Here is an 18,052-nt window from a genome sequence, read left to right as displayed (position 1 = left end):
TGAATAATGATTATTTTCTTCGTTAAGTGGAGCCGAAACTATTCCATAAATGTGCTCGTTTCGAGTAGGATAAAATTAGAGAACAACACTGGATTATACTAAAACTAGATTAACAGAAACATAAACAATATTACCCCTTGCCCTTGCGAGATTTTCTGGACACTATAGACCCACCTGCTCAAAAGGTTGATTTAAGACAGCATAACGTACTTTCCTTGGTTAAACAGCAGACAATAAAACAACACTTTTGCGACATATTTATTCGAATCAAAAAGTATAACAATTTCGATACGAATTAACTTTTTTAGTTTTCTGCACTGCATACAACCACCGCTAAATCTGCTATTAAAATGATTTCAACAGGCTCAAGGGCATCGCATAGATAAAATAGTATGCAAAAAAGTAACAATAGTGTCAGTATCTCCCCTTCCAGAGTTTTAAATTTACAAGCTAACCCTTTCAATTATGAAATATCTTTATTTAATACTCTTCTGTTCGTTTACAGTGTTCTCTTTCGGTCAACCGACACCGGACAACAACCTCCATTTCGATCAGTTAGCTTCGCGGTGGGATGAAGCCATTCCGTTGGGAAATGGTCAATTGGGTGCACTGATTTGGAAAAAAGATAATACGATTCGATTTTCACTTGATCGCGCAGATCTATGGGATGAAAGAAAGTCCTTTGCAATAGAAAACCACAATTTCAATTGGGTCCAACAACAAATAAAAAACAACAGCTATGGCATTGTACAAGAGTGGGGAGACGCTCCTTACGATAGATCCCCCTATCCCACCAAGCTTCCAGCAGCGTCGCTGTTCTTTGACTTAGCGAAATTTGGCCCTGTCGTTTCGAACGTACTTGACCTGGAACAGGCCACCAATATTCTTAAATTCAAAGATGGTCGGATATTAAGAACCTTCATACACGCCTATAAACCCTTTGGCTATTTTGAAATTACAGGAAACAATGTGAGTGAACTTGTTCCTCAATTAATTCCCCATCAATATGAAAATAGCGCAAACAAAGATGAAAACAAAAGCGTTGTAGAAGGTCAAGATTTAGCAAGATTAGGATATAAGCAAGGAAATATAACCAGAACCAGCAATTACGAAGTGCTGCACCAAAAAACTTATGACAATCATTTTTTTGAAGTTGTATTGAGATGGGAAAAAATATCAGCTAAAAAACTGATTGGATATTGGACAATCGTCAACGATCAAAGGGCAAACCCTTCTGAACTTTCCCTCAAAAAATACACCGAAGAACAAGTAAGCCATTTGCATTGGTGGTCAAACTATTGGTCCAAATCAAGTATAACTATTCCTGAAAAAAATCTTGAAAAGCAATATTATCTTGATATGTACAAGCTCGGTGCTGTCGCAAGAGAAGGCGCTCCAGCAATTACGCTTCAGGCCGTCTGGACGGCAGATAATGGTGGCCTCCCCCCCTTGGAAAGGAGACTTTCACAATGACCTTAACACCCAATTGAGCTATTGGCCAGCCTATTCGGGGAATAGATTAGCCGAAGCCAAAAGCTATACAGATTGGCTCTGGAAGATCCGCAAAAAAAACCGCGACTTTACAAAGCAATATTTCGGTGTCGATGGGCTGAATGTACCCGGTGTCCTTACTTTAAATGGAGACCCTATGGGTGGATGGATTCAGTATTCTCTTTCTCCTACGATTGGTGCATGGGCGGCCCAACATTTTTATTGGCAATGGAAATATAGTATGGATAAAACCTTTCTAAGAGAACAAGCCTATCCCTATATCATTGAGTCTGCGACTTACCTTAAGAATATAACCACATTAAAAAATGGACTCCGTTACCTGCCTTTGAGTAGCAGTCCCGAATACAACGACAATAGTGTATCAGCGTGGTTTGACAACTGGACCAATTTCGACCTTAGCTTAGCGCATTTTCTATTCCAGGCTGCTACTGAGGTGAGCACAGCAATGGGAAAACCGCAAGAAGCGCAAGCTTGGTTAAAATGTAAGGCCCAACTACCTCATTATGCGACGGATAAAACCGGACTACAAGTTGCTGTAAATCTTCCAATGAAACATTCCCATCGGCATATGTCTCCCTATATGGCAATTTATCCATTGGATTTATTAGACATCAATAATCCGCAGGAAAAAGAGCTCATCGAAAGTTCCCTAGATCATATTGAAAAACTGGGTACCCGTGCGTGGGTAGGTTATTCCTTTGCATGGATGGCTTGTTTACACGCGCGAGCTAAACAAGGAAAGGAAGCCGTTAGCAATCTTCAAAAATTTGCACAGAACTTTTGTTCCACCAATTCCTTTCATCTGAATGGCGACCAGAAAGGTGGGCAATATTCAGACTTTACGTATCGACCATTTACGTTGGAAGGCAACTTTGCATTTGCGCAAGGAATACACGAATTGCTTATTCAGAGCAAGAATAACTATGTAGAAATCTTTCCAGCCTTACCTGCTGAATGGGCAACAGCATCTTTCAAAAATTTAAGAACGATGGGCGGATTTATCGTAAGCGCTGAGAAAAAAGGAGATAAAATCGTTATGCTGAAAATAACTGCGACCGAAGATGGTACCTTTCGAATTTTTGAACCCAAGACGCTCATGCATGTCAGTACGAAAAAGACCTTACAGAAAGATAACACCATACAATATGTGAAACTAAAAAAGGGGCAAACAGTAAACTTATGTAGTCTATAAAGACGGTCCCTATGTAAGTTGGAGGCAACTATAAAAAAAGCGTTTCAACCAAGTGTTGAAACGCTTTTTTTAATACTGTTCTGCAATTTATGCGAGTTCAATCAAAAATTCCTCTTTCGGAAGTCTAAATTTTTTCAGCTTCAGCAACCAATCTTGTTCTTCCATCCGATAGCCTAAAGGAAGCATAACTGCACTCTTCAATCCCAGTTTATCTAAACCAAGAAGTTCATCCAATTCGGCATTTGAAAAACCCTCCATTGGAGTTGCATCAACGCCTAATTCTGCAGCCTGAGCAATTGCCAGACCAAAAGCAATATAGGCTTGTTTAGCCGCATGGGCTGCTTGTTGCTCACCGGATAGGCTCGATAACTGTGCTTTCAATCTATTTTTATACTCGTCAGTGGTGTCTAAAGGTAAACCTCTCAACGCATTCATCTTGTCGAAGGTATTATCAATACGTTCGTCCGTATAGCTATCCCATCCAGCGAAGACCAATAAATGTGAGCTATCAGCAACAATTTGTTGCCCCCAAGCCACAGGTACAATTTTTTCTTTTAATTCCTGATTCGTAATCACAATCACACGGAACTGTTGAAGTCCAGACGAGCTCGGAGCCATACGTGCTGCCTCCAAAATCTTATCCACATCTTCCTGAGCGACCTTTCTTGTAGGGTCGTATTTTTTTGTGGCATAACGCCATGCTAGGGTATCTAATAAAGCCATTTTATTCTAATTTAAATGATCAATAGCAACATCATAAAGTTATGTAAAGATACATAAAAAAATAAATGTCTAAACATCAAAACAAAGGACTAAAACAATAAAAACTAGGACAAAAACACAATGCTTTTCGGCATTTGTTACTAGACTTTTAATGCCCAAACACAGTATATTTACTTGTAATCGCAAGCAAATGCCTATTTTATTCAAATTTATTAAGACCTTTGTACTGGTTTATATCCGATTAAAACAAAATGACCTTTAATCATTGTTCCCGGTAGTTATAAATAACAAAATAAAAAACAGAGCTCACCTGCTCCACAATAAAAACATCAGCGATGTCTATAACGAATGAAACAGAACTAACAGGCATACAAAAAGCGAGCGATGCCGTTGCCATCACCTTAAAAGCTATGATAGCACATGCTCAAGTGGGTATGTCCACGAAAGAGCTTGACGAATATGGAGCCGAAATATTAAAAAGCATGGGTGCAAATTCTGCTCCTGCTCTTACCTATGGTTTCCCGGGCTACACCTGTATCAGTATAAACAACGAGTTTTGCCACGGAATACCTACCGCGGAAAGGCTACTACAAGAAGGTGATTTGATCAATATCGATGTATCTGCCGAACTGGATGGGTATTGGGCTGATAATGGTTGTTCTTTTGTTATAGGAAAGGACATATTTCAACACGAAAAATTGGTAAAAGCATCAAAAGAAATTCTTCAAAAAGCAATCAATAATATTCGTGGTGGTGTGAAAATAGCCGATATTGGGCATCTAATAGAAACTGAAGCGAAAAAAAGAGGCTATAAAGTCATCAAGAACCTTGGCGGACATGGTGTAGGAAAAAGTCTGCATGAGGAACCCGATGAATTGCTTAACTATAAAAATCGCTTCGACCAACGAAGATTTCGAAAAAATACCGTTGTTGCTATTGAAACCTTTATTTCAACGACCTCCACATACGCGACCGAACTCAACGACGGCTGGACAATGGTTGGGGACAAAGGTGGATTCATGGCGCAACATGAACATACAATTCTCATTACCGATGGCGCTCCTGTTATATTAACGGCACAGAATGCAATTTACTAAGCAGGAATAAGAAGACACCTATAGGTCTTTTCGAACAAGTTATTGAAAGCTGTCGAAAAGACCTATTTTCTTTAAAACAAGACTTCAAGCTTGCGGTGGCGTACATAGTCCCTTCATCTCAGAACTAGAGGTTGTTATAAAAATTAAGGGGCCTCTCATAACGAGAAAACCCCCAAATAATATATTTTTATGGCTAAATAATTTTTGTCGATACCAAAGACTAATCTTACTGGATAAATGGCTACGGCAGTAAATGTAGCGTATTCTTCCCAACAAAAAAGTGATGAAAATCACTTTTACCAAAAATTTTATTTCCATTTTCAAAATTCAGCTTCTCTCATAACATCCCCCCCAACTCATCTATTCTCCATGAACTGTTCTGATTACTGTTTTGATTACTGTTTTGAAAAATACCCAATAACAGAAAACCTTTTTACCATTCAAACACTTCGCCTCCAATCCTTATTCCCTGCTTAGTTGCGGCAATGAACATGAGACTAAAACGGTACGATAATATTTGTATTTAGGCTGGTGTAACGTATAAAGTTTAGTATTTTTGGTTCATTAAAGTAATCTAGATTGAGAACAATAAAATTCCATAAGGGTGAATGCGGTGTTGAGTTTTTGTTGAATGTGCTCAATGAAAAAGAAACGGATTATACACATCAAGATACTTACCATAAAGATTTTTTTGAAATTCTATTTTTCAAAAAAGCCAAAGGTAGATTAATATTGGGGCAAGAGATCCTCTCCTTGTCCGACAATTCAATCATCTTTATTTCGGCTTTTCAAAAACATACCTGGGAACTGGATCCAGAACACCTTGAATTTACAACATTGATTTTTCAGGAAGACTTTTTGAATGATTTCTTTTCAGATAAACTATTCACATATAAACTATTATATTTCTACCAGCTTAGTTATGTTCCCCAAATTATAGCAGATGACACACATATGTCAAAATTCTGTGGTCTTCTTGCCGAAATTAAACTTGAACTTATCGAAACCCAAGCAGATAGTGCCCATATTATCCGTTCTTTACTTTATTACCTATTGCAGACTTTAAACCGAAAATATGCCCGCTTGAATAAGCTGCCAAACCAAAAAGCGGAAAATAACTTCGCCTATCAATTTAAAGAACTTATGGAACAGTTCATTCGGGAAAAACAACGGGTAAACGAATATGCGACACTCATGGGAATAAGTAGGATTACGTTAAATCAGGCCGTTAAAGCACAGTTTAATACCACAGCGACACACCTACTTCGGCAGCGTTTACTATTCGAGATTCAGGACCTTCTTATCCATTCTGACCATTCCGTTAATCAAATTGCTTTTGACCTTAACTTTTCAGAACCCAATCATTTAATGCGGTTTTTCAAAACTCAAACTGGAAAAACCATTGGTGCATTTATTCAGGAATTCAAAAAATAGATGTTGAATTACATATACAAATTGACGTTATGAAAATCGAGCCGTGCAGATCGGCAACCACATGGCCCAACTTTCATTGAAATCAATGGCGTTCCAAGTACGTCTCGGTGTCCTGAACCTCCGCATAAAAGAATGCCAATGCAGCGAGAAAGGCATGCTGAACCTCCAGTGTACCAACTACTAAGCCATTGATCTCAAGATCGCGCGTCGCACAGGCATCATCAATTACCGTACATGGAAAGCCCAAATCGACAGCAGCACGTACCGTGGCATCAATACACATATGGGTCATCATGCCTACGACAACAAGTTCCTCGATCTTATTTTTGCGAAGGTAATCCAATAATTCTGTCTCTCTAAAGCTGTTGGGAAAATGTTTACGTATGACAAGCTCATTTGGCATTGGACTTACGCTTTCATGAATTTCGGCAGCTCTTGTACCATCAATAAAGAATGGCATTGCTTTGGGATCTGAAGAAATATGTTGGATATGAACCACTGGCAATTTTCTTCGCCTAAATTGGTCGATCACTCTTCTTGCATTCTTACCTGCTTTCAACGGATCGACAAGTTCCATTCCGCCATCTTCAAAATACTCATTTTGAATATCAATGACTATTAACGCGCTATTGCTCATCTATTTTATGAATTAAGTTTACACAAAATTAAGGTGGACATGGCGGCGATGAACTACCAATAAATCACCAAATACTACCATTTTGATAAGAGCGACAAGATGGGATCAACTAGGAAGTGATGTAAATGTTTTACATAATTTCGATCAAAAAATCACCAACAAAAGCTAACTTCGCTGCATATACAGATCACAGAGAGGTGATAATTGCAATAATAGATAGCATGGCATTGAAAGAATTACAACACAGCAAAATATATGGCGCAGATAACGGTGGCACTCCATTAATTGTTCTGCATGGGCTTTTTGGTATGGCAGACAACTGGGGATCCTTTGGTCGTAGTTTCGGAGAGAAAAGACAGGTACATTTACTCGATCTTCGTAATCACGGACGAAGTTTCCATAGTGAAGATATGTCGGTGGAAGTTATGGTAGAAGATCTGCTGGCCTATATAACATCCATTGGAGCAGATAAAGTCCTCCTATTGGGCCATTCTTTGGGCGGAAAAGTAGCGATGCAATTTGCTATTGATCATCCCGGAAAAATTGAAAAACTGATCATCGCTGATATAGCCCCAAAAGCTTATCCGCCAAATCACGAGGATATCTTCGATGCGCTATCTGCTGTGGATATCACAACACTGGATAACAGGAAAGATGTACAAGTAAAGATTGAACACTATTTGAGTGATCCGGGAGTTATCCAATTTTTATTGAAAAATGTATATATCAGAGAAGATCGGAAATTAGATTGGCGCTTTAATCTGGATGTTTTAAAAAATAAATATACGGAGTTCATCACTGTCGGGGTAAAATCGGGAATATTCAACGGTCCCACATTATTTCTACCTGGAGAGAAATCAAGATATATATTACCTGAAGATAAAATTAAGATCAGGGAACAATTTCCTAATGCCGTGTTTAAAACAATTCCCAATGCCGGTCACTGGGTTCAAGCCGAAAATCCACAGGCATTTGACGCATTTGTTGCCGAGTTTTTAGATCAATAAAATTAGATACATTGAATGTCCGCTCCTACTTGTTGGTCCTTAAAACCGCTCGTAAGGAGCAGACATTCAATACCATTATTTCAACGCCTTTGCGTAGGTCTTTATCGCACGATCACGGGCAAACTGATGGTCAACAATAGGCTTACAATAGTCTAAAGTGTTTAATTCAGGAACCCATTGTTTTATATATTCCTGATTTTTATCGAACTTCTCAGCCTGGAGCGTCGGATTAAAAACCCTAAAATACGGGGCTGCGTCACAACCACTGCCTGCGGCCCATTGCCAGTTACCATTGTTGGCTGACAGCTCATAATCATTTAGTTTTTGTGCAAAGTAGGCCTCCCCCCATCTCCAGTCAATCAAAAGATGCTTACAAAGAAAACTGGCTACGACCATTCGTACGCGATTGTGCATATAACCCGAACTATTCAATTGGCGCATACCCGCATCGACCATAGGATATCCGGTCTCTCCGTTGCACCATTGCTGGAATTCAACTTCGTCGTTTCGCCATTGTATGGCATCGTATTGCTTTCTAAAGGACTCCGTAACAACATGTGGATAGTGATAGAGTATCTGCATAAAAAATTCACGCCAGATCAATTCAGACAACCAGGTCGCATTGTGTTTTAAAGCAAAAGTAACACATTGACGAACACTGATTGTTCCAAAACGAAGTGCGATCCCCAATTTGGTTGTGCCCATTAATGCCGGATAATCGCGGGTGGTATCATAATGGTCAATAATCGTCGCATTCAGCTCTGGTTCTTCAAAAATAAGGTCAGTCTCCAAAAATCCTAAATTCGCCAAAGAAATAATCTGCTGATGGTTCTGCTGAAAGAAAAATCCCGTTGTGTAGGTATTGGAAAGATGGTCCTCAGGACGTAATTTCTCCCGCCATTTTTTTGCATACGGCGTATAAACCGTATAGGGTGTTCCATCATTCTTTAAAATATCTCCTTTATCGAAAATAACCTGATCTTTCACAGCTTTGAAAGGAATTCCCATAGCTGTACAAAGCTCGAAAATCTCTTTGTCCCGACGAATTGCTTTCGGTTCATAATCCCGATTACAATAGATTCCCTGCACATCGAATTTTTCAATCAACTCCCTGTAGATAGCGATAGGTTTACCATAGAACGTATTCAAAGTTGCTCCACTTTCTCCGAGTATGGTATTTATACGGATTAAAGCCTGATGGATGTAATGAAGACGTCGATCCCTCCTATCCTCCAATTGCATTAGAATATCCTCGTCAAATATGAATATAGGCAATACAGGATAGCCCGAAGCTAAGGCGCGAGTAAGCCCAGCATTATCATCCAGACGTAGATCCCGACGAAACCAAAACACAATAATTTTATTTTTTTCCATAAAAACGACCAATAGTTGACTTCACTACCCCATATTAACAATTTTAAAGGGTAAAAGGTTAGCTCAATAATTAGGTGAAAATACCTATATAAACAAACTGAACCATCAAAGGTACTCGAAATTCCCCTTGATGGTTCAGCATTGAATAATTTTCTTGTGCTAGTTTTTCAAACTCGCCATGTCAATAACAAACCTGTATTTAACATCGCTTTTCAATAGTCTATCATAGGCATGATTGATATCCTGCATTTTAATCAGCTCTATATCGGATATAATATTGTGTTTACCACAAAAATCAAGCATCTCCTGTGTTTCGGCTATCCCTCCGATCATAGAACCTGAAAAACTCTTACGTGTTGGAATCAGACTAAAAGGAGCCACAGGAAGTGGATGCTCCGGAGCACCAACGAGAGTCAAAGAACCATCTCGTTTCAATAAACTTAAATAGGCATTGATATCATGTTGTGCCGAAACACAGTCCAAAATGAAATGTAATGTTCCTGCATGTTCCTTCATTTGTTCTACATCAGTTGACAAGATCACTTCGTCAGCACCCAAACGTTTGGCGTCATCAACTTTAGAAGCAGACGTTGTAATAACAACGACCTGCGCTCCCATTGCTTTCGCGATTTTGACTCCCATGTGTCCCAAGCCACCGATACCCACTATACCAACTTTTTTTCCTGGTCCCACATTCCAATGCCTCAAAGGTGAATAAGTGGTAATTCCAGCACATAATAAAGGTGCTGTCGCTGCGAGATCCAAATTTTCAGGAATGTGGAGCACAAAATCCTGATCTACTACAACACGTTCAGAATAACCACCAAATGTCTGTTTATTAAGGTGCTTATCGTGTCCGTTGTATGTTTGGATATTTCCATTTTCACAATACTGTTCCAATCCTTCCTTACAACTTTCACATTCGCGACAACTATCGACCATACAGCCTACGCCGGCCAAATCACCAACTTTAAACTTGGTTACAGCGGATCCAACTTTAGTAATTCGACCCACAATTTCATGACCGGGTACATTCGGATAAACGGTTCCGCCCCATTCATTTCGCGCTGTATGTAAATCCGAATGGCAAACTCCACAAAATAAGATATCAATCTCGACATCTTTATCCGTCACTTCACGGCGTTCAATATCCATCTGTTTTAGATCAGCCGTTGGTGCGCTTGTTCCAAAAGCTCTAATTGAAAATGTACTCATACTTGATAAAATTGTTGTTTTCTGTTTTAAATAAATGCATAAAATTCCTATGATGCAACACAGATTCCATCCGCACGATAAAATTAACCAATGGATGTGAAAAATGTTTTGAAGGAACGATATCAAAAGTAAAAAGTAACTTTCAGAATGATTTTGCTATAAAGCTCAAATTGATATTTCTTTACGGCTCATCGTATCATGCCTGAACATCTCTAATAGGCTAGCTTTGTAAATCGGAAAACCTAATCAGTATCCTCGACCTGTACAAATTGCATTGCCAAGCCCTGCTTCTGGCATATATTCAGAATAGAAAATTCCAATCGGGTGCTAATCCGAAGGACAAGCAAAAATTGCTGGTCATCCAACAATAAATCAATATTTTTTATCTCCGGGAAACTTTGATAGAGAAAATGATAAATCTCGCTGGCTTTCCACTTCAGCTTACGAGATAAAGAATAAACAACTTTATACATATTTAGATTATTTCAAAATTTTAACGGCAATTTGTTGTAATGGGTGGTTCAAAAAACGCATCTGTTTCAGTTCCTCAAAATCTCGGGCTAGTCGAACCTTTTTATTTTCATTTTCCAGCGCAAGAGCTAGGCTATCCAAGCGCTCCACATCGTTGTGTATTAATAAATAACAATCAATATCTGGATCCAACAATCCCATCATTTCAGGGCGGATTGTTTCCTCTGTCTCCACCATGACCAAAACGCATCTTTCTGATGCAAAGCTATTTACCGACTTTCCTACTTTCGCATTTAACACCATAGTTGTAATCCTGTTTATTGTCTGTATAAAAAGAATCGACCAATCAAAATAGACATATTTTGTATTTTTGTCGAAACAAGCTTCAAAAAAAAGAACAATAAATCTACATCCTTACTGTTCAAAATAATTACTTCGCGCTACACTGCCTAATTGTTAGCGCAACCCCTTAACACATATACTTGTCAACCAGGAAAGCCTAGCTTCAAAATCTGGAAAACGATCAAAAAGTAAAACTTCCTGCTCAAAACAACGTGATGTTGTCACTAACATTTCGGATAAAAACAGGATATCCTTTTCCTCTAAGGCCTGAATTTCTTCTTTCCTAACGGCTAATTCAATCATTTCACGAATCAACTTAATCTCGTCGTCCAGCATATAACGTGTTTTCGAAACCATCAAGGCTGGATCGGATTTCATATCTTCGAATGCGAGATGAAAACGTTTCGTAATTAAATTAATCTGACGTAGTTTTGCTTGTAAAAAACCGACTAAATTATCTTCCAGTGAAGCGTCCCTGTTATAAGTTTTACTCGCGACCTCAAACACTTGCTGACATAGATACTCAGCAATTGCATCAAAGACATCCATTTTACTGGTAAAATAGTAATATAAGGTGCTCCGCCCCTTTCCACAAGCTTTTGAAATATCCTGCATAGAAACCCTTGCAAATCCATATGTTTCAAACACTTTCATGGATGATAAGATAATTTCCTCTTTAATATTTTCCTGTTGACCTGTCATTACTCGACAAATCTACAAAAAATGTCGAAAAATCAACTCCCCCAGCCAAATTTTTTCGCTAGGCGTTATTGGCGCCATTTTCCTAATCCAGCAATAGAATTCGCTCCACAGGTTCAATTTTATTCATTTCTGTAGGGTTAGGTGGTAAAAGGTTCATACCGTTTCTCCATATTTTTATTGCATTTTTATCTTCTACGGGATAAATATTATAGATTAAATTTGATTTCAATGCTTTTCGATGGAAATGGGCTACGTTTTATGTATAATCTTCGTCAGGTGACTTACATCGGTCAGCCCAAATTCAACAGCAATTTCCTTTAAGGTAACTCTTCCTGTTGCTATTCTTTGACGTATCAATGTACTGCGGTAGTTTTGAATATAGTCCCGTAAGGTAATTCCCGCCTGACGTTTAAAATAAATACCGAGATAATCGTTAGCAATGTTAAAGTGCTCCGCCATCATTTGTATCCGCAGACAGTTGGGATCGTAAATATTTTTATGAATATAGCAAAACATAGCCTGCAGATCGCGACTTTTGGTACTACTACTACGCAATTCAGGCATATTTCGCTGCAGAACATGTGCAATGCTGAATAATTGCAACCAAATAAGTTCCTGATTTCCGATTTGATCTTTCTTAAATAAAAGGAGTATATCAAAGATCTGTTCTATCACCATCTTATCTTCCCCCGCTAATTGAAACCCCATCTGATGGGTTTCTCTACTTTTTATGATATATTCCAGCTGTTGTATTGCGGGCGTAGCACCCGAAGTGTCACGACCAAGGTAGGCGTCGGTAAATTTAAGATAAACAAAATGTGTGAGTTGTTCGATTTCAAAATAATGCTGATCATCTGGCCCAAGTAGAAAGATCGTTCCTGCCCCGTAGGGAAATGAATGTCCATTAACGATATGTCGTCCTGAACCCTCCCGAATAAAAATAAACTCGTAATGATTGTGATTGTGTTCAGGATGGTTCCATTCGAGCATCTTAAATCCTGAAATAAGCACCGGTTCAAACTGACGATAACGTTTCATTTCAGAAATATACATAATTATGTTGGATTTTTACATTAAACCCCACTAGGCTTCCAACTAACTTTGGCTTTATAAATAATAGACAAAGATGAAGACTAGAAAAAACACAGCTTTAGTTGTGGGTGCCAATGGCGTCATAGGCAACAATCTCATAGACTACCTTGAAAAGACGGAAGAATGGGAAATTATAGGTTTATCAAGACGAACAAATGCCGATCGGAATAAGGTGCGTTTTATCGCTGTAGATTTATTAGATATAGCCGATTGTATCAAAAAACTAGGCAACTTGGATGCAGGGACTCATATTTACTATGTTGCATATCAGGATAGACCGACCTGGGCTGAGCTGGTAGAGCCCAATATGAGAATGCTAAGCAATGTTTTGACTGTGGTGGAACCAATAGCAAGTAATCTTCAACACATCAGCTTAATGCAGGGGTATAAAGTATACGGTGCTCATTTGGGCCCTTTCAAGACACCGGCCAAAGAATCAGATGCCGGACATATGCCGCCTGAATTCAATACCAGTCAACAGCAATACCTCGAACAACTGCAAAAAGGTAAGAAATGGACTTGGTCGGCGATCCGTCCGTCCGTTGTTGGTGGAACGGCTCCCAATAATCCGATGAATCTAGCGTTGCTCATTGCTGTATATGCATCTATCTCAAAAGAACTCGGTATTCCGCTTCGGTTTCCAGGAAAAATTGGCGCTTTTCAGACATTGATGGAAATGACCGATTCAACACTATTAGCCAAAGCAACGGTATGGGCCTCGACCAATCCACAAGCGGCCAATCAAGCCTTCAACATTAACAATGGCGATCTCTTCCGCTGGAAGGAACTATGGCCCAAATTAGCAGCCTATTTTGATATGCAAAGTGCTGACCCGATCCCGCTATCACTCGAAACGATGATGGCAGATAAGGAACCTGTATGGCAAAAATTAAAAGAAAAGCATGCATTAAGCTATAACTATGCGCAGGTTTCAGCTTGGACTTTTGGCGACTTTGTCTTTTCTTGGGATTATGATTTTTTTGCCGACGGCACAAAGGCGAGACGACTCGGCTTCCATGAATTTATCGATACTGAACAAATGTTTTATCAACTCTTTGACGAAATGCGTGAAAAAAGAATAATTCCGTAATAGCAAAGACTAAATTTTACAGTCTATTTTTGTAACTTACCTCACTCAAGCACAACCTTTACTTCTTTACAAATTCATCCGGTATCTTTTTATCGATTCACAGTTAAAAGGATAGCGGATGGTGTGATAAAACAAGCAATATGAATACAAAAAAAGCCTTTGTAGTAGGATCAGGAAAACTGGCAAACGCAATATTGGAAGCCGATTATTCCATTCCCTGTGTAGAAATTTCACCTTGGCAACCATCCATTACAACGACGTCTCCATCTATTGTTATACATGCCGGATCGGGCCGGGAGTTACAAGATTGTCTTGATTTTTGCGCACGTACGGGCTCGGTATTAATTGAACTTTCGACGGGCCTAGAGACCGAAAAGCTCGAGACTGCTTTTCCACTTATCATTTGCCCGAATACCTCCATACTTTTGCTAAAAACGCTCCATATGCTTCAACAATTTGGTCATAATTTCAAAGACTATGAAATATCTATTATGGAGTCTCATCAGGCCTCCAAGAATACTGAACCAGGTACAGCTTATCATATCGCCAACTCTTTACATGTCGCTCATGAACGTGTTGTCTCTATTCGCGATGCGAAAACACAAGCTTATAAAATAAATATTCCCGTTGCCTACTTAGAGAAACATGCCTACCATCAGATTGTGATCAAAGATAAAAATGATGAAATTAAAATTGAGACCAAGGTCCTCGGACATGATTCCTATTCAAATGGTGTCAAAAAAATTCTTGAAGCATGTGTCAAGAATAAATTGGACAATAGAAGGTATACTGTGTTGGATTTGGTAGCTATGGGGCTACTTTAGTTAAAACTTTCAATTTAGAAAGTAGGTTTCTATAAGAGGAGTAAAAGAAAATCCATTTGGTTTTCTTCGAAGCCACAACAATTTATAAAATGGGATTTGGGGCCAATTTTTTCATTGTTTTTATTTTTCTACCACTGCTGGTAATTTTAATGTTATGCGGAATTTTCACAGAAAGACGCTTCTTTGGTTACGCAATTTTATCTCTCATCGGTGGCGCAATTCTACTTTTTTCTTTGTCTCAACTTTTTCAATGGATAGCTAGCCCAAAAATCTTAAAAAAAGAAGATTATTATGGGACTTATCATATAAAACGTGACCTATTCCCAGGAAAACAAACTGACTGGCAATATGATAGCCATAATTTTATCATAAAGGATAACGATTCGATTTATTTCAACGTCGTAAGCGCAGGTAAAATATCCAAAGTTTACAAGGGCAAGATCGAAACAGTAAGTCCTTATGAATCCGCACGCTTAAAGCTGTGTATGGACTCTCCCACTCATCATATTCTTGCGTCAGATCCAACGGTGTACCGAAGTCCTTTAGGCTTTTATTTGGTATTTTATTCGTCGAAATATAACAACGTTTTTTTTGAAAAAGACTGACATTCAAGCGTTATTTAACATGACAAGATATTTTCTTTATGTACAGGTCACTGTCCTACGTAATATGCATAAAAAAACACCATAAATTGGTGTTTTTTTATTTTATAATGAATATAGGATTAGTTTGCCGGTGGCTATTTCCCTTTTGATCTTAGAAATCGTTTTGACAGATATCGCCGTACGGGTATATCGTATAACTTCAAACAGCCGTATGCAAGCACAATACTTCCGATCACAACAGCTGCTGCTCCTGGCAGAGATTCTTCAAAACTCAGATTTTCATTCTTGACCCAAGCATAGTATAGATAAATAAAGGGATAATGTACCATATACAAAGGATAGGATATATCGCCTAAAAACTTGCAAAGCCAACTTGTAATACCGCTTTCTCCCTTGCCAGATGCTCCTAAAACAACAAGCAAAGGGAAAACAACAACACAACATAACGTGTCGTACAGACCATTCATCCATAAATGCTCAGCCCCGCCAATGCGCGGCATAGCCAAAAGAGGTACTAAGATCAAACTACAAATCCAAAATGCCCCCTTGATCTGTAAAGATTTAAATATCCTCGATAGAAACAGGCCCGCTGTAAAAGAAAATAAAAGACGAAGTGAACCTGCCGTAAATTCTGTTCCTGTGAGTGAAAAACCAGCACATATATCTCCCAAGGGTCCCAATATCGCAAATGCAGCCAAACCTATTCCGAATAAAATAACGAGTCCGGCTAATGCTTTGGTCGAAAATCTTCGAATGACCAATGCATACAGGATATTACCGATGTATTCAAAAAACAACGACCAGCTTGGTCCATTTAATGGAAACATCTCCCCAAGCCCTCTCACCTCATGTCCAGGAATCGCAGGAATTAACAAAGCATTCAATAGGGTTGCGATTGCCAGCGAAGAAAATGTCACTTTTGTCACATCCCAAACAGAACAACCCTGAAAATAGAACATAACTGCTCCAATGATCGCTCCCATAACAACCATCGGATGTAAACGTATTATTCTTCGTTTTATAAATTCTTTTGTTGTCATCGTCTTCCAGCGATCATCATAAGCATAGCCCACGACAAACCCTGAAAGCATAAAGAAAAAGTCGACCGCCAAATAACCATGATTAATTCGCTGATCTAAATGGCTTGTTGCAAAGGCTTCAAAAATATGAAAGCAAACCACGGTAATAGCTGCGACCCCACGTAACCCATCAAGTACAGCATAGTGTGGTTTGGTATCTGCATAGGCGGAAGTCGGTATTTGAGTATCTGACATAAAAATAAAACGATTTGATTGATTTTTTTACAAGGAAGTAAATATAAACAAATTCGCTTATGCAGGTTTGTAACAAGTTTGACGGTTACCAATTATCTACATCTGTCATTTGATAATGGGAATATAATCCGGTAAGTAAACCTGCTCTTTTTGCATATTTTGGATGTAAATTTTAGAATAAATTTCCAAACGGATATCGGTGATGTCTGTAGTCGTCGGCTTGTCGTCTTCATCTTCTCCAAACGAAAAAATCTGTTCTTCCCTTCTATTTTTTTTATGCAAAAAATAGTAAAAGTCTTTATTTTCCCAACCTTTTATACCACTTCCCGCATCATCTTGAAGCTTCAATTTTGTAAACGTCTTCTGTAGATAGTTGTAGATATTTTGAAAATCATCTTTATTTTTTGAAGTCTTCAGTGCATATAGATAAGCAAATTCACCATTTTTATCCTCCGCCACAGTCAAGGCTGGAAAAGAAATTCCGTTTAATATCGCTACGGTATCTTTTTCTTCATTATAAGAAACAGTTGTATAACGATAACCGAAATCTTTAACTGGCTTTAATTTCCGTGTTCCCCAAGCTGCGGTAGATTCGATATAAAATAATGTTGGCAGACTCCCTTCTGAATTAAAAATAGCAAGCGTATCCTTTTTAAATATGGCGGTTTCAAAGACTTCTTTCAACTCTTTCTTATCCATACTTTTAACGTCCGCATGCAGCAACTCTTCGCTCCTTTTTATTTTGGGGCCATAAAATTTGGATGCATTAAAGGTCCTATCCAATTTTTCAAGTATCACCCGATCCGGATTTTGCGATTGACAGGAATACAGCATACCAGATAAAAGGATCAGACAGCATACACTATAATATAGAAAATGAAACGGCTTCATCGGAATTGTCATTCAAATTATTTTTTGGGTTATGATCTTTACTTCGACGTAAAGATCTTCAAACTAAAATAAATTTGTATTCATTTGCAAATGAAATTGTGCGGGATTAACACCTTTTGACTTTTTAGAAGTGCAGCGCAATCCAAAAGTACATCGTCGTACTTCGTTCGCGTTGGGTCCACGTTGAGTCCACCTTAATAAAGGGCTGTCACTCCAAGAGAATGTCGGATTCATCTCGGATTCACAGGGACTGTGATACGGCTCTGTCCCAATGCAGGCAGCTATCGGGCTAGAACAGAGGCTCACAGGCTGTCAAAGAAGAAATTATGCAAATTGGGCTTCTAAGTTACGAGCCAGACTATAAAACGTATTTTTGCATATAAAAATCAATTTATCTATGTTTGAAATATACAAATCGTATTAATTTAAATAGATAAAGAACAAGCAAGCGTATATTATTATGTTCAAAAAGGTATTTTCTTTAGTTTTCTGCTGTTTATCTACAGCCATTTTTTTCAAAGCATCTGCACAAGATTTCAAGCTTTCCTCTTTACCAAGTCAGTATCAAAA

Annotated in this window: 17 protein-coding genes; 7 read left to right on the top strand and 10 right to left on the bottom strand. The window is 38.5% G+C overall.

The annotated features are described in order from the left end of the window. The first annotated feature begins 465 nt into the window (after positions 1-465). Together IQ31_RS27830 and IQ31_RS28150 are read left to right on the top strand one after the other, a co-directional pair. Positions 466-1,473: a glycoside hydrolase N-terminal domain-containing protein gene (locus IQ31_RS27830; RefSeq protein WP_244294316.1), complete on the top strand. Its 1,008-nt coding sequence runs from the start codon at positions 466-468 to the stop codon at positions 1,471-1,473. Beyond that, positions 1,433-2,704, top strand: a complete 1,272-nt coding sequence (locus tag IQ31_RS28150; protein WP_342212501.1) for a glycosyl hydrolase family 95 catalytic domain-containing protein — start codon at positions 1,433-1,435, stop codon at positions 2,702-2,704. The genes IQ31_RS27830 and IQ31_RS28150 overlap by 41 nt, the downstream gene beginning before the upstream one ends. A gap of 87 nt (positions 2,705-2,791) precedes the next feature. Here the strand turns inward: IQ31_RS28150 and IQ31_RS03295 are convergent, their stop codons facing one another. Beyond that, entirely contained in the window at positions 2,792-3,427 is a 636-nt protein-coding gene (locus IQ31_RS03295) for a nitroreductase family protein (RefSeq protein ID WP_145327093.1), read from the bottom strand. A 335-nt stretch (positions 3,428-3,762) separates the two neighbouring features. Here IQ31_RS03295 and map point away from each other — a divergent pair, with 335 nt between their 5' ends. Together map and IQ31_RS03285 are read left to right on the top strand one after the other, a co-directional pair. After that, on the top strand, positions 3,763-4,524 hold the full coding sequence (gene map / locus IQ31_RS03290) for a type I methionyl aminopeptidase (protein WP_088162047.1): 762 nt from the start codon (positions 3,763-3,765) through the stop codon (positions 4,522-4,524). 579 nt (positions 4,525-5,103) lie between these two features. Next, a complete protein-coding gene (locus IQ31_RS03285) occupies positions 5,104-5,958 on the top strand; it encodes a helix-turn-helix domain-containing protein (RefSeq protein ID WP_198385930.1) in 855 nt (284 codons plus the stop codon). Between the two features lie 82 nt (positions 5,959-6,040). On the opposite strand, the gene IQ31_RS03280 is transcribed toward IQ31_RS03285, so the two are convergent. After that, a complete protein-coding gene (locus IQ31_RS03280; RefSeq protein WP_145327092.1) occupies positions 6,041-6,595 on the bottom strand; it encodes a cysteine hydrolase family protein in 555 nt (184 codons plus the stop codon). A 221-nt stretch (positions 6,596-6,816) separates the two neighbouring features. Between IQ31_RS03280 and IQ31_RS03275 the strand changes: the two genes are divergently transcribed. Further along, positions 6,817-7,602 (top strand): alpha/beta fold hydrolase, encoded by a 786-nt coding sequence (locus tag IQ31_RS03275; RefSeq protein WP_145327091.1) that lies wholly within the window; start codon positions 6,817-6,819, stop codon positions 7,600-7,602. Between the two features lie 75 nt (positions 7,603-7,677). Here the strand turns inward: IQ31_RS03275 and IQ31_RS03270 are convergent, their stop codons facing one another. The 6 genes from IQ31_RS03270 to IQ31_RS03245 form a co-directional block, all read right to left on the bottom strand. After that, positions 7,678-8,976, bottom strand: coding sequence for a cryptochrome/photolyase family protein (locus IQ31_RS03270; RefSeq protein WP_145327090.1), 1,299 nt, complete (start codon positions 8,974-8,976; stop codon positions 7,678-7,680). A gap of 159 nt (positions 8,977-9,135) precedes the next feature. Beyond that, positions 9,136-10,191, bottom strand: a complete 1,056-nt coding sequence (locus tag IQ31_RS03265) for an NAD(P)-dependent alcohol dehydrogenase (RefSeq protein ID WP_088162051.1) — start codon at positions 10,189-10,191, stop codon at positions 9,136-9,138. A gap of 242 nt (positions 10,192-10,433) precedes the next feature. After that, positions 10,434-10,664: a hypothetical protein gene (locus IQ31_RS03260; protein WP_046674596.1), complete on the bottom strand. Its 231-nt coding sequence runs from the start codon at positions 10,662-10,664 to the stop codon at positions 10,434-10,436. A 7-nt stretch (positions 10,665-10,671) separates the two neighbouring features. Beyond that, positions 10,672-10,965 (bottom strand): hypothetical protein, encoded by a 294-nt coding sequence (locus tag IQ31_RS03255; protein ID WP_088162052.1) that lies wholly within the window; start codon positions 10,963-10,965, stop codon positions 10,672-10,674. A gap of 153 nt (positions 10,966-11,118) precedes the next feature. Next, positions 11,119-11,706, bottom strand: coding sequence for a TetR/AcrR family transcriptional regulator (locus tag IQ31_RS03250; protein ID WP_070565398.1), 588 nt, complete (start codon positions 11,704-11,706; stop codon positions 11,119-11,121). A 249-nt stretch (positions 11,707-11,955) separates the two neighbouring features. After that, positions 11,956-12,759: an AraC family ligand binding domain-containing protein gene (locus tag IQ31_RS03245; protein ID WP_145327089.1), complete on the bottom strand. Its 804-nt coding sequence runs from the start codon at positions 12,757-12,759 to the stop codon at positions 11,956-11,958. A gap of 73 nt (positions 12,760-12,832) precedes the next feature. Here IQ31_RS03245 and IQ31_RS03240 point away from each other — a divergent pair, with 73 nt between their 5' ends. Both IQ31_RS03240 and IQ31_RS03235 read left to right on the top strand, forming a co-directional pair. Beyond that, on the top strand, positions 12,833-13,888 hold the full coding sequence (locus tag IQ31_RS03240) for an SDR family oxidoreductase (protein ID WP_145327088.1): 1,056 nt from the start codon (positions 12,833-12,835) through the stop codon (positions 13,886-13,888). Between the two features lie 140 nt (positions 13,889-14,028). After that, positions 14,029-14,712, top strand: a complete 684-nt coding sequence (locus tag IQ31_RS03235; protein ID WP_145327087.1) for a dihydrodipicolinate reductase C-terminal domain-containing protein — start codon at positions 14,029-14,031, stop codon at positions 14,710-14,712. Between the two features lie 739 nt (positions 14,713-15,451). Here the strand turns inward: IQ31_RS03235 and IQ31_RS03225 are convergent. Both IQ31_RS03225 and IQ31_RS03220 read right to left on the bottom strand, forming a co-directional pair. Further along, entirely contained in the window at positions 15,452-16,591 is a 1,140-nt protein-coding gene (locus tag IQ31_RS03225; protein ID WP_088162057.1) for an acyltransferase family protein, read from the bottom strand. Positions 16,592-16,696: 105 nt separating this feature from the next. Next, on the bottom strand, positions 16,697-17,494 hold the full coding sequence (locus IQ31_RS03220) for a hypothetical protein (protein WP_158638788.1): 798 nt from the start codon (positions 17,492-17,494) through the stop codon (positions 16,697-16,699). Positions 17,495-18,052: the final 558 nt, after the last annotated feature.

This window comes from Sphingobacterium siyangense (genome assembly GCF_007830445.1).
Taxonomy (GTDB): domain Bacteria; phylum Bacteroidota; class Bacteroidia; order Sphingobacteriales; family Sphingobacteriaceae; genus Sphingobacterium; species Sphingobacterium siyangense.
Note: the sequence above shows the minus strand (reverse complement) of the source record. Positions and strands in the feature narration are given on the sequence as shown.

Excerpts from the sequence above, each read along its gene's own strand:
- IQ31_RS27830 (WP_244294316.1), top strand. The coding sequence starts at position 466 with ATGAAATATCTTTATTTAATACTCTTCTGTTCGTTTACAGTGTTCTCT.
- IQ31_RS28150 (WP_342212501.1), top strand. The coding sequence starts at position 1,433 with ATGGTGGCCTCCCCCCCTTGGAAAGGAGACTTTCACAATGACCTTAAC.
- IQ31_RS03295 (WP_145327093.1), bottom strand. The coding sequence starts at position 3,427 with ATGGCTTTATTAGATACCCTAGCATGGCGTTATGCCACAAAAAAATAC.
- map (WP_088162047.1), top strand. The coding sequence starts at position 3,763 with ATGTCTATAACGAATGAAACAGAACTAACAGGCATACAAAAAGCGAGC.
- IQ31_RS03280 (WP_145327092.1), bottom strand. The coding sequence starts at position 6,595 with ATGAGCAATAGCGCGTTAATAGTCATTGATATTCAAAATGAGTATTTT.
- IQ31_RS03275 (WP_145327091.1), top strand. The coding sequence starts at position 6,817 with ATGGCATTGAAAGAATTACAACACAGCAAAATATATGGCGCAGATAAC.
- IQ31_RS03270 (WP_145327090.1), bottom strand. The coding sequence starts at position 8,976 with ATGGAAAAAAATAAAATTATTGTGTTTTGGTTTCGTCGGGATCTACGT.
- IQ31_RS03265 (WP_088162051.1), bottom strand. The coding sequence starts at position 10,191 with ATGAGTACATTTTCAATTAGAGCTTTTGGAACAAGCGCACCAACGGCT.
- IQ31_RS03260 (WP_046674596.1), bottom strand. The coding sequence starts at position 10,664 with ATGTATAAAGTTGTTTATTCTTTATCTCGTAAGCTGAAGTGGAAAGCC.
- IQ31_RS03255 (WP_088162052.1), bottom strand. The coding sequence starts at position 10,965 with ATGGTGTTAAATGCGAAAGTAGGAAAGTCGGTAAATAGCTTTGCATCA.
- IQ31_RS03250 (WP_070565398.1), bottom strand. The coding sequence starts at position 11,706 with ATGACAGGTCAACAGGAAAATATTAAAGAGGAAATTATCTTATCATCC.
- IQ31_RS03245 (WP_145327089.1), bottom strand. The coding sequence starts at position 12,759 with ATGTATATTTCTGAAATGAAACGTTATCGTCAGTTTGAACCGGTGCTT.
- IQ31_RS03240 (WP_145327088.1), top strand. The coding sequence starts at position 12,833 with ATGAAGACTAGAAAAAACACAGCTTTAGTTGTGGGTGCCAATGGCGTC.
- IQ31_RS03235 (WP_145327087.1), top strand. The coding sequence starts at position 14,029 with ATGAATACAAAAAAAGCCTTTGTAGTAGGATCAGGAAAACTGGCAAAC.
- IQ31_RS03225 (WP_088162057.1), bottom strand. The coding sequence starts at position 16,591 with ATGTCAGATACTCAAATACCGACTTCCGCCTATGCAGATACCAAACCA.
- IQ31_RS03220 (WP_158638788.1), bottom strand. The coding sequence starts at position 17,494 with ATGACAATTCCGATGAAGCCGTTTCATTTTCTATATTATAGTGTATGC.